Annotated in this window: 14 protein-coding genes; 7 read left to right on the forward strand and 7 right to left on the reverse strand. The window is 46.8% G+C overall.

Features of this window, described 5'->3' with window-relative positions; genetic code table 11:
* Positions 1-114 precede the first annotated feature (114 nt).
* Positions 115-468 carry a 4Fe-4S dicluster domain-containing protein gene (locus WBV75_RS03320; protein WP_424119237.1) on the reverse strand — a complete coding sequence of 118 codons (354 nt, stop codon included), beginning with the start codon at positions 466-468 and terminating at the stop codon, positions 115-117.
* Between the two features lie 105 nt (positions 469-573).
* On the opposite strand from WBV75_RS03320, the gene WBV75_RS03325 reads away from it, so the two are divergent.
* From WBV75_RS03325 to WBV75_RS03335, 3 genes are read left to right on the forward strand one after another with little or no spacing between them, the layout of a single operon-like run.
* Positions 574-1,674, forward strand: a complete 1,101-nt coding sequence (locus tag WBV75_RS03325; protein WP_424119238.1) for an acyl-CoA reductase — start codon at positions 574-576, stop codon at positions 1,672-1,674.
* A gap of 53 nt (positions 1,675-1,727) precedes the next feature.
* Entirely contained in the window at positions 1,728-2,792 is a 1,065-nt protein-coding gene (serC, locus tag WBV75_RS03330) for a 3-phosphoserine/phosphohydroxythreonine transaminase (protein ID WP_424119239.1), read from the forward strand.
* Between the two features lie 36 nt (positions 2,793-2,828).
* On the forward strand, positions 2,829-3,785 hold the full coding sequence (locus WBV75_RS03335; protein WP_424119240.1) for a D-2-hydroxyacid dehydrogenase: 957 nt from the start codon (positions 2,829-2,831) through the stop codon (positions 3,783-3,785).
* An 8-nt stretch (positions 3,786-3,793) separates the two neighbouring features.
* Here WBV75_RS03335 and WBV75_RS03340 read toward each other — a convergent pair whose 3' ends face one another.
* Genes WBV75_RS03340 through WBV75_RS03355 form a run of 4 tightly spaced genes read right to left on the reverse strand, consistent with a single transcriptional unit; the run spans position 3,794 to position 6,460 of the window.
* Positions 3,794-4,450 (reverse strand): hypothetical protein, encoded by a 657-nt coding sequence (locus WBV75_RS03340; RefSeq protein WP_424119241.1) that lies wholly within the window; start codon positions 4,448-4,450, stop codon positions 3,794-3,796.
* Positions 4,447-5,277, reverse strand: coding sequence for an ABC transporter permease (locus WBV75_RS03345; protein WP_424119242.1), 831 nt, complete (start codon positions 5,275-5,277; stop codon positions 4,447-4,449). The genes WBV75_RS03340 and WBV75_RS03345 overlap by 4 nt, the downstream gene beginning before the upstream one ends.
* Positions 5,274-6,134 (reverse strand): ABC transporter ATP-binding protein, encoded by an 861-nt coding sequence (locus WBV75_RS03350; RefSeq protein WP_424119243.1) that lies wholly within the window; start codon positions 6,132-6,134, stop codon positions 5,274-5,276. Before WBV75_RS03350 ends, WBV75_RS03345 begins: the two co-directional genes overlap by 4 nt.
* On the reverse strand, positions 6,131-6,460 hold the full coding sequence (locus tag WBV75_RS03355) for a hypothetical protein (RefSeq protein ID WP_424119244.1): 330 nt from the start codon (positions 6,458-6,460) through the stop codon (positions 6,131-6,133). Before WBV75_RS03355 ends, WBV75_RS03350 begins: the two co-directional genes overlap by 4 nt.
* A gap of 344 nt (positions 6,461-6,804) precedes the next feature.
* Here WBV75_RS03355 and WBV75_RS03360 point away from each other — a divergent pair, with 344 nt between their 5' ends.
* The 3 genes from WBV75_RS03360 (at position 6,805) to WBV75_RS03370 (ending at position 8,320) form a co-directional block, all read left to right on the forward strand.
* Positions 6,805-7,437: a DUF937 domain-containing protein gene (locus WBV75_RS03360; RefSeq protein ID WP_424119245.1), complete on the forward strand. Its 633-nt coding sequence runs from the start codon at positions 6,805-6,807 to the stop codon at positions 7,435-7,437.
* A 90-nt stretch (positions 7,438-7,527) separates the two neighbouring features.
* Positions 7,528-7,968 (forward strand): DUF6146 family protein, encoded by a 441-nt coding sequence (locus WBV75_RS03365; protein ID WP_424119246.1) that lies wholly within the window; start codon positions 7,528-7,530, stop codon positions 7,966-7,968.
* 31 nt (positions 7,969-7,999) lie between these two features.
* Complete coding sequence (locus tag WBV75_RS03370; protein WP_424119247.1) at positions 8,000-8,320, forward strand: DUF6787 family protein; 321 nt, start codon at positions 8,000-8,002, stop codon at positions 8,318-8,320.
* 37 nt (positions 8,321-8,357) lie between these two features.
* Here WBV75_RS03370 and WBV75_RS03375 read toward each other — a convergent pair whose 3' ends face one another.
* Positions 8,358-8,651 (reverse strand): hypothetical protein, encoded by a 294-nt coding sequence (locus WBV75_RS03375; protein WP_424119248.1) that lies wholly within the window; start codon positions 8,649-8,651, stop codon positions 8,358-8,360.
* Between the two features lie 24 nt (positions 8,652-8,675).
* On the reverse strand, positions 8,676-9,275 hold the full coding sequence (folE, locus tag WBV75_RS03380; protein WP_424119249.1) for a GTP cyclohydrolase I FolE: 600 nt from the start codon (positions 9,273-9,275) through the stop codon (positions 8,676-8,678).
* Between the two features lie 162 nt (positions 9,276-9,437).
* On the opposite strand from folE, the gene WBV75_RS03385 reads away from it, so the two are divergent.
* Positions 9,438-9,564 (forward strand): ATP-binding cassette domain-containing protein (locus WBV75_RS03385; protein WP_424119250.1); only part of this gene is annotated, 127 nt, incomplete at its 3' end.

Genomic DNA, 9,564 nt, shown 5'->3' on the forward strand with positions numbered 1-9,564 from the left:
TTCTGAAGGGGATATACTGGTTCAAAAACTGGACTCCTATGAGCCGACCATATGGCAGGACACTGAAATCATTGCCCCCCTTGAAGAGATGAAGAACTTTAAAGTAGTCAACGATTAATCGTCCGGATGCATAAACCGCTGTTTGGAGAGCAACTCTTCCTCCGTCTCTACATGATTTTCATCAGGCACACAACAATCTACCGGGCAAACGGCGGCGCACTGAGGCTCTTCGTGAAACCCCATACACTCCGTGCACTTGTCCGGTGAAATATAATATACCTCATCGCTGACGGGCTCCTGGACCGCATCGGCATCAACAGCCTTTCCATCGGGAAGCACTACCTTGCCTTTAAGGGAAGTTCCGTCACTATAGCGCCATTCTTCGGCCCCTTCATAAATGGCCGTATTAGGACATTCGGGCTCACAGGCCCCACAGTTTATGCACTCGTCAGTGATAATTATCGCCATCGTTATTTTCTTTTTCGAACAAGGGATCCCCGCAGATTTGTTGTAAGCCCGGCGATCCGTATTTTTGTGCAAAGTTAAGGGCTGAACCGCTCTCCTACAAATTTCATGAAAACCAAAGATCCATCTTTTCAGGCACTGCTCCAACTGGGAGATCAGCTCCGTAAACTGACTTCACAACACAGTGGGGAAATCGCCGTTGAACCGGAGGAATCTGCTTACGACAGGGTTCAATCGCAAAGTGAACTGGGGGGGCTACTTGAAAGCGTCCGACAGCACAACCCCTGGTTTACAGAAGAATCCTCCATATATGCTTTGAGATATTGGGCAGTTGCCCTCTCAGAAGATGCCCTGGAGCAATGGCTTTCTGCCTATGACGCCCCAGCCCACAGTCCGCGGGTAGTCGCCCTGATTATGGCAGGGAATATCCCACTTGTGGGTTTTCACGATCTGATTTCAGTCCTTTTGACCGGCCATAATGCCCTGGTAAAAAGCGCTTCAAAAGACACCCTTTTACTCAAATACCTGGTAGGCCTTCTCACCAGTTTTAATCCGGAACTTAAAAACCGTATTCGTTTTACAGATGGGAAACTCGACGCCTTTGATGCGGTCATAGCGACGGGAAGCACCAATACAAGCCGGTACTTTGAATATTATTTTTCAAGTAAACCACATATTATACGTAAAAACAGGCACGGGGTTGCCGTATTATCCGGGCGGGAAACACCTGCTGAACTGAGCGGTCTGGCAGAAGATGTATTCAGGTATTTTGGGATGGGCTGTCGCAGCGTCTCCAAACTCTATGTTCCACAGGGCTATGACTTCGACCCCCTGTTTAATGCTTTTTATCCCTACAAGCACCTGGTCGACCATCAGAAGTACGGGAATAATTACGACTACAACAAGGCAGTGTATCTGATGAGTGGCAGCCCCATGCTGGATAACGGTTTTCTCTTGTTAAAGGAAGACCCGGGATTAGGTTCCCCCATCGGCACCTTATTTTACGAATGCTATGAAAAACAAGACACTGTAGCCCAAAGACTACAGGCCATAGAGGAGGAACTCCAGTGTATTGTGGCAGGCTCCTGGCTCCCTGGAGCCATTCCGTTCGGAAGTTCGCAGCAACCCAGGCTCGGCACTTATGCCGACGGCGTGGACACTGTTGACTTCCTGTTGAAAACATCCGCGGAATCTCCCCCGGCCATTTAGGCTGTAGCCCGCGATTTTTTCGGAACTTTACATCCTTATAAAGCAACGTTCAGATGAAGAAACACAATTTCAGTGCAGGCCCATGTATCCTTCCGGAAGAAGTCCTGAAAAAGGCAGCCGAAAGCGTCATGGACCTGGAGGGCTCGGGACTTTCCCTTATCGAAATCTCACATAGAAGTGAGGCTTTTGTCTCCATTATGGAAAAGGCACGCCATTTGGTTCTGGAACTTCTCAATTTGGAGGGAAAAGGCTATGAGGTACTGTTTCTGCAAGGCGGAGCGAGTCTGGAATTCCTTATGGTCGCATACAACCTACTCGAAACCTCTGCAGGTTATATCAATACAGGTACCTGGAGTGAAAAGGCTATTAAGGAAGCCGGTATGCTGGGACGTGTGGTCGAAATCGCATCTTCTAAGGATGAAAATTACAATTATATCCCCAAAGGGTATTTGGTGCCCGAAGGTTTGGATTATCTCCACCTTACGACAAACAACACAATTTACGGCACCCAATTCAAGAAATTCCCTCAAACCGACACCCCGTTAGTGGCGGATATGAGCTCTGATATTTTTTCAAGGCCGATGGATTATTCAAAGTTTGACCTGATCTACGCGGGAGCCCAGAAAAATATGGGCCCGGCGGGTACTACCCTGGTGGTGGTCAAAGCGGAAATCCTCGGAAAGGTTTCCCGTAAAATCCCATCCATGTTAAACTATTCCGTACATATTGGCAAGGACAGTATGTTCAACACCCCTCCTGTTTTTGCCGTGTATACCTCTCTACTGACTTTGGAATGGTTAAAGGTACAAGGGGGGATTGATGCAATCGGTGCCGAAAACGAGAAAAAGGCAACCCTGCTCTATTCCGAAATCGATTTAAACCCCCTCTTCACAGGGTATGCCAAGGTGGAAGACCGCTCCATGATGAATGCCACATTTACCCTCACAGAACCCGCTCTGCAAGAAACCTTCGACGCAGCCTGGAAAGCCGCCGGAATTAATGGTCTGAACGGTCACCGTTCCGTTGGAGGCTATCGGGCTTCCATGTACAACGCGCTTCCCCTGGAAAGTGTAGGAGTGCTCGTAGACGTCATGAGCGACCTGGAGCGAAAAGCCTGATCGGGTTTTTCCACAGAATCCTATATTTGCACCCCTATGGTTGTATTAGCGAATGATGGAATTACCTCAGGAGGCCAACAGACTCTTGAGCAAGCAGGTTTTGAGGTTCAGACAGTTCATGTAGCCCAGGAACAACTGGCCAACTACCTTATCGAAAATAAAGTTTCAGCACTTTTAGTCCGGTCTGCTACCCAGGTGGGCAGGGATATCATCGACGCCTGTCCGGAATTAAAACTGATCGGACGAGGTGGTGTGGGAATGGACAATATTGCCGTAACCTATGCCCGTGAAAAAGGCATACATGTAATCAACACTCCGGCAGCTTCTTCAGATTCGGTTGCCGAGCTCGTATTTGCACACCTTGCCGGTGGGGTGCGGTACCTGCATGAAGCCAACCGCCTGATGCCCCTCGAAGGAGAAGTGCATTTTAAGGCGCTTAAAAAATCATTTGCAGGCGGCACAGAACTCCGGGGAAAAACCCTGGGTGTTATCGGGTTTGGACGCATTGGGAAGGCTGTAGCGCGCATCGCACTCGGGGTTGGAATGAACGTTATTTACAACGATGTAACGTCACCTTCAGAGCAGGTCGAAATCCCGTTTTATGACGGGAGGTCTGTCCGGTTCGATTTAGAAACAATTCCCTTCGAAGATTTGTTGGAGCAAGCCGATTTTATCACCCTGCACGTACCCGCCCAGAAGAAACCGGTTATCGGGGCAGAAGAAATCGAAAAAATGAAAAAAGGGGCTGCCTTAATCAATACGTCCAGGGGAGGTATTGTCGATGAAGTCGCTTTGGTGGATGCCCTGGAGGCGGGCAAACTAAGCTTTGCCGCACTGGATGTTTTCACCTCCGAACCCAAACCGGAAATACAGATTTTGATGCAGCCCAAAATGTCCCTCAGCCCACATATAGGAGCTTCTACTGCAGAGGCCCAGGAGCGTATAGGGGAAGAATTGGCCCAGGGGGTTATTCGCCTGCTGCAAACCAAATAGGACTTCAGTTATAATCGCGTCAGGTCAGAATACTGAATTGTAAGGAATATAGCCCCGCGTTCCTGGGCAGACTCCTCTTTTTTACCCTTGTCGATCTGCGTATCGCGCCCCAGAAAACGCAAGGGTATCTTGACACCCGACACTTCAAACGCTACTTTGATTTTGGAGGGAAGTATTTCCCGTTTTCCCGAATAGGTATAAAAAATATCGTAAACCCCGTTCTTCTTGGTGCTGATCTGGGTTTTCAGGACTTGTAAAGTCTCTGGGGCAATCCAAACTGAAGCAATGGAATAGTCTGAGGCGTCCGTTGTAGGGATGATTTTTATCAAATGGCAGTTCCTCCCTTCCAACTGTACCTTCCCCAGGCTGAGGGTCATAAAAGGATATCTGTACAACTCATTCAGGGTGAAATCCAGACCGCGCTTGGGTATCATCACAAAATCTTCGGATGAAATAGAAATTGGGCTTCCCTTTTTAAATCGGATTTCCGCCTCCTTTACGGGCATATTTACAAAGCTGATATCCACCTCCATCTTTACACGTGCCTGGAAGGAGGTTATAGAATCTGCCCGCTGCTTGACCGCGACCAGTATCGGGTCTACCTCCTGCGCCGAGAGTAGCGAAGTGCCCAGCAGGGTCAGAATAAGTAGGGGGAATACTTTCATGTGATATCCCTTTTTTGAAAAACACGTATCCCGATCCAGGCGACAAATCCGGTATACCCAATGAGGACCAGGCTTTTGTTCAGGATTGTCCGAAAGGGGATTTCAGAAAAGAAGACATACTGCCAACTATCGGTGAGTTTGGGAAAAAACAAACTGTTCACCCACTTCGAATCAAATTCTAAGCGCAGTAATAACGTGGTTCCGATTAAAAACAAGGCGGCCACGATCCAGGTGACTGTGGCCTCCTGAAAAAGAACGGCGAGGGTGATGCTGACCACAGCGTAGAAAAACATCGTCAATGAACCGACCAGAAAAGCGATCATCAGGCGGTTAAATGCCTCTGTAGAATTGTAAAAACTCAGGCCTTCCAAAAAAACGACCAGGTCTCCCTTTCCGAAAAACAGGTAGGACAACAAAAATGTTGAGAGAATGAGTATCCCGAGTATTACGGCTGTAAAAACCAACGCAGCGATATATTTACTGATGATGTATTGCGACTTGGAGACAGGTTGAAGTAAAACAGCTTCCACTGTGCGATCTTTATATTCCCCGGTGAGAAAACCCGAAACAACAATCATCAGGATGAGCGGAATATGAAACCAAAAGGAATTCAACACCAAATAAATAATGAGGTTGCCGTTGAGCAAATTTCCCTGAAATTCAAATGATTCCCGGAGGTTTTCCAAAAAAACATCCAAAAATTCCCGCCCCTGGAAATAGGCGCTTACCATAATAAACGCTTCAAGTACAAAAACAGCCGCAATCGCATAGAAGGTCTTGCGCTGTTTGAAGATTTTAAAAAGCTCGGTGCGAATAAGGTTTCTCATTCCGGCGTTTTTTCAAATAAAGCGGTGAGATTGGTCTGGGGCACGCAAGCCGTAAGGGTTACTCCGGGTTCTGCACTTAACCGCTGAAGGATTGCGTGAATGGAATCCTCCCCCAAGTGCAGCAATACGCTTCCCGCTCGTTGTTCGACATCTGCTATGGCAAGCGTTGCGGAAGATTCCAGGCCCGTTCCATAAATGACGTATGACCGGGCGGCCTGTTGTAAAATATCCCTTGCAGGTCCTTTCCGCACTATTTCGCCCTGGTTGATCACGTACAGGCGATCACACAAATCTCCAAGCTCCACCAGGTTGTGAGAGGATATCAGGATTCCGATTCCCCTGGCTTTCGCGAGTTCCCGAATCTCATCCTGTAGCGTGCGAATACCCATTGGGTCAAGGCCTGAAAAAGGTTCATCAAGAATCACGCACTCCGGCTCATTTAAGAGGGCTATCGCCAGACCCAGACGCTGTTTCATCCCCATCGAAAAATTACGTACCGGATCTTTACGCAAAGGGGACAGCCCCACCTGTTGTAATTGAGATTCGATGTCTGCACGATTTAATTCAAGTCCCTGAATACGGGAGAATACCCTGAGGTTTTCAAAGGCGGACAAATACCCGTAAAGCGCGGGTTTTTCAATAATCCCCCCCAAAGGTTTCGAAGCCTCTGAGTGGATTTCGAGGGTACCCGAGTCCCGGCTGACCAGCCCGAGCAAAATTCGAAATAAGGTTGATTTTCCTGCCCCGTTGGGCCCGATAAGACCACAGACTTCACTGCGGTTTAAGCTTAGGGACACCCCTTTAAGGACTTCCAGCGGACCGTAGGCTTTACAGACATCCCGGGCATCTAAGATCATGCGATTCCCTCTAACAGGATATTTCGGAATTCATATCTGGGTTTGTAGTATTTTTCGAGAAAGGTGCGTTGCCAGAAGAATTTCCGGATCATAAACAAGGGATCCTTAACCATGAAATAAGGGACATAGTGAAACCACTTCACACCCTTTTTGCGGTAATAATCTTTAAGCTCTGGTTCCATCCCCAATTCACGAGCCGCTTGTAAGGCTGCATTTCGCTGGCACTTAGAGCCGATAAAACGATTCGCTATCCTGGGCCGGAAGCCATAAGAAAAGAATAAATCCTTCGCTTTCTTATAATCCTGGAATCGAGACCATGCATCCATTATTGTCAAAAAAATATGGACGAAAGAGAAAAGAAAAAAGGATACCCAGAAAATGATCCAGAATACATTGCCCCCCTCTATTGAAATTTTCAGCATATACCCATATAGCAAGGATTCGAGGATAAATAGAATCAGAGAACCGTGAAGCAGTCGCCCAACGCGGTAATATGACACGACCCAATGGGGTTGTTTTGGCAGATCTGAAAAAGTCATGGTCAAATATAAATATTCTGGTCAATTGTTAAGGTTGTATTAAAAACTAAAAATTTCAAGAGGCCTTTATCGTGAAAAGTAGGGAGTTTGTCGCATTTTCCTTATTTTCATGGACCTAAAACACAATGAAAATGTCAGGTATACAAGATTTACTAAGTAGTTCCATGGCTTCCGATTTGGTTCGGGGGCTCGCGAGAGAAACAGGCCAGGCCGAGGATAAGACAGCGGATCTGCTGGCCATGGCCGTTCCCACCATGTTGGGCGCCATGAAAAAAAATGTCAGAAGCCCACAAGGTGCTGAGGGGTTAATGAATGCACTCTCCACCAGGCATACCGGTGATATCCTGGAAAATCTTAGCGGGATTTTTGAAGGGGGCGTGGACGAGAGTTTTAAAAATGAAGGCGCCGGTATCCTGGGACACCTCTTTGGATCCAGGCAACCCACGGTTGAAAACGCCTTAAGCCAGCGGTCGGGAATGAATCCGGCGGCTATTTCTCAAATCATCAAAATAGCAGCTCCAATTGTCATGGGACTTATTGGAAAACAACGAGCTCAAAGCAAAATTTCAGATGCCGGAGGCTTAGATTCACTTTTAGGTAGTTTATTGGGGGGACACTCCCAATCAGATCTCGGTGCGTTATCCTCCCTGCTTGATGCAGATGGAGACGGAAGTTTTTTAGACGATGTAGGAGATATGATCAGTGGCAATTCGAAAAGCAGCGGAGGCCTTGGTGGACTTCTTGGAGGACTTTTTGGCAAATAAGGTATCCTGAATCCCGGTTTTACAAATCTCAAACCGCCTCGTATAAGGGCGGTTTGCTTTTTTTACGCATTACCTCTGATGTAGGCCATTATGACTATAGGACGTGCATTTTTTTTCATTATCCTTATACTGGGCTGTAAAAGTGGTGCCGACGGGGTAGCCATAAGCAGAGCGGAGCAGGACGCTTTTGAACAAACCACTGGAGAGCCTGTGGTTATTGCTGATGCCGAGCAGGAGTATGAAATCACTATTATCGATCCCGGGTTCTACAGCTGGCTGAAGGGATTTGCCCGGGCTGAAGGCTATTATTCACAATCCTTTCTCCAAAATAGAAACGCGATCTATGTAGTGAATTGGAATCAGAGGGTCCTGCTCCCCGGGGAGTATCCTTCGAATCTCTATGAATGGCCTATAAACTATGATCCCCATATCGATTATGGGTATGAGGTGAATTATAAATTGTATAATTATTTTATTTATTTCCAAAGAAAATACGACCAACGCCTGGGTCCTTTCATTCCCAGGTTATAATTTTTTTACCTTTGACCCTTCAATACAGGGAATGCAAAAACTCAAAGAACGCTGGGGTATCCATTCGACGCTTCAATTAGTCATTATATTTATAGTATTTTCCATAACTGGATCTACCGCTGTATTCCTGGCAAAACCCTTACTCCAATGGATAGGGCTACAACCGGAGAATTTTGAAAATACGTGGTGGGGGCCGTGGGTTTACTGGACGCTGAGAATCCTGATCATCTTCCCGATTTACCAGGTACTGTTAGTACTTTTCGGATGGGTTTTCGGGCAATTCAAATTCTTCTGGAATATGGAAAAAAAGATGCTCAGGCGTATGGGGCTGGGTTTTTTACTCCCTTCCTGATCCCGGAAGTTCGTGCTTCACCCCCTATACTGTAGTTCTAGGAGGCCACTTTCTCTACACGCTCCTTATTCCCCAATAAGTAAGTATAAAGCCACATCAGCGTAAATGAAGGAATAAGGTCCAAACCTGGGAGCAATTCTTCCAAAAAAGCGACCACCCCTGCAATTTTCCCTTTCCGCCCCGGGTAGAGCCGGGTCATAAACCATCCTGCAACCGGCGCCCAAAGAATATCCAGGAATTCCCCCAGACCCGGAATGGCGAGCGAAAGCATGCCGATCCCATCAAGCGCAAGGCCCACGAGTAGTTTCTTATATTTCCCTTCGATCTGCATTTGCGAATACTCTTTAAATCCCGTTTACGACAGGTCTGAACTGATCAGTTTTAGAAATTCATTCCGGGTTTCTATTTTTTCAAACTGACCCCGGAACCCGGAAGTGGTGGTCACTGAATTTTGTTTTTGAACCCCACGCATCATCATACACATATGAGACGCTTCAATAACGACAGCTACTCCTTTCGGTTTAAGGGTTTGGTTAATACATTCCAAAATATCATCCGTAAGTCGTTCCTGCACCTGAAGCCGCCTTGCAAAAACATCGACAACCCTGGGGATTTTACTCAATCCAACAATATGCCCGTCAGGAATATACGCTACGTGGGCTTTCCCAAAAAAAGGCAACATATGATGTTCGCAAAGAGAGTACAATTCAATATCCTTTATGATCACCATCTCGCTGTAAGACTCCTTGAACATAGCCCCTTTTAAGATGTTCACTGCGTCCTGACGATAGCCCTGGGTGAGAAAGAGTAAGGCCTTTGCTGCCCGTTCGGGCGTTTTCACCAGTCCTTCCCGCTCGGTGTCTTCACCAATTTCATTCAGGATACGCCCGTAGAAGCTCTTTACCTCGTCAGTGATTTCAATATTGTATTCTTCCAAGTGTCTATAGGGAGCCATAGCTGTTTTTTCTTTAAATATCCTAAAAAATTACGACTTGAAAGATTTATCCCAATTTTATAACCTCCCTGCTTTTCTTTCTTTACGACCAGAGGGCAGGGTCCGTTTATAATTTTGACAATTCTAACTGAATGTGTACTTTCAGGCCCCTTAACCAGACACATGATTCAGGCCGAGAATATTCATAAATCCTATGGGGCAGTCGAAGTACTACAGGGTGTCAGTCTGGATATCAAAAAAGGCGAGATAGTTTCAGTTGTTGGAGCTTCGGGAGCCGGTAAGACAACGC

The sequence above is a fragment of the Robiginitalea sp. genome (assembly GCF_049588695.1).
In the GTDB taxonomy this organism is placed as follows: Bacteria; Bacteroidota; Bacteroidia; order Flavobacteriales; family Flavobacteriaceae; genus Robiginitalea.

Bases quoted from the DNA above. Each gene is read 5' to 3' on its own strand.
- WBV75_RS03320 (WP_424119237.1), bottom strand. From the start codon at position 468: ATGGCGATAATTATCACTGACGAGTGCATAAACTGTGGGGCCTGTGAG.
- WBV75_RS03325 (WP_424119238.1), top strand. From the start codon at position 574: ATGAAAACCAAAGATCCATCTTTTCAGGCACTGCTCCAACTGGGAGAT.
- serC (WP_424119239.1), top strand. From the start codon at position 1,728: ATGAAGAAACACAATTTCAGTGCAGGCCCATGTATCCTTCCGGAAGAA.
- WBV75_RS03335 (WP_424119240.1), top strand. From the start codon at position 2,829: ATGGTTGTATTAGCGAATGATGGAATTACCTCAGGAGGCCAACAGACT.
- WBV75_RS03340 (WP_424119241.1), bottom strand. From the start codon at position 4,450: ATGAAAGTATTCCCCCTACTTATTCTGACCCTGCTGGGCACTTCGCTA.
- WBV75_RS03345 (WP_424119242.1), bottom strand. From the start codon at position 5,277: ATGAGAAACCTTATTCGCACCGAGCTTTTTAAAATCTTCAAACAGCGC.
- WBV75_RS03350 (WP_424119243.1), bottom strand. From the start codon at position 6,134: ATGATCTTAGATGCCCGGGATGTCTGTAAAGCCTACGGTCCGCTGGAA.
- WBV75_RS03355 (WP_424119244.1), bottom strand. From the start codon at position 6,460: ATGGATGCATGGTCTCGATTCCAGGATTATAAGAAAGCGAAGGATTTA.
- WBV75_RS03360 (WP_424119245.1), top strand. From the start codon at position 6,805: ATGTCAGGTATACAAGATTTACTAAGTAGTTCCATGGCTTCCGATTTG.
- WBV75_RS03365 (WP_424119246.1), top strand. From the start codon at position 7,528: ATGACTATAGGACGTGCATTTTTTTTCATTATCCTTATACTGGGCTGT.
- WBV75_RS03370 (WP_424119247.1), top strand. From the start codon at position 8,000: ATGCAAAAACTCAAAGAACGCTGGGGTATCCATTCGACGCTTCAATTA.
- WBV75_RS03375 (WP_424119248.1), bottom strand. From the start codon at position 8,651: ATGCAGATCGAAGGGAAATATAAGAAACTACTCGTGGGCCTTGCGCTT.
- folE (WP_424119249.1), bottom strand. From the start codon at position 9,275: ATGGCTCCCTATAGACACTTGGAAGAATACAATATTGAAATCACTGAC.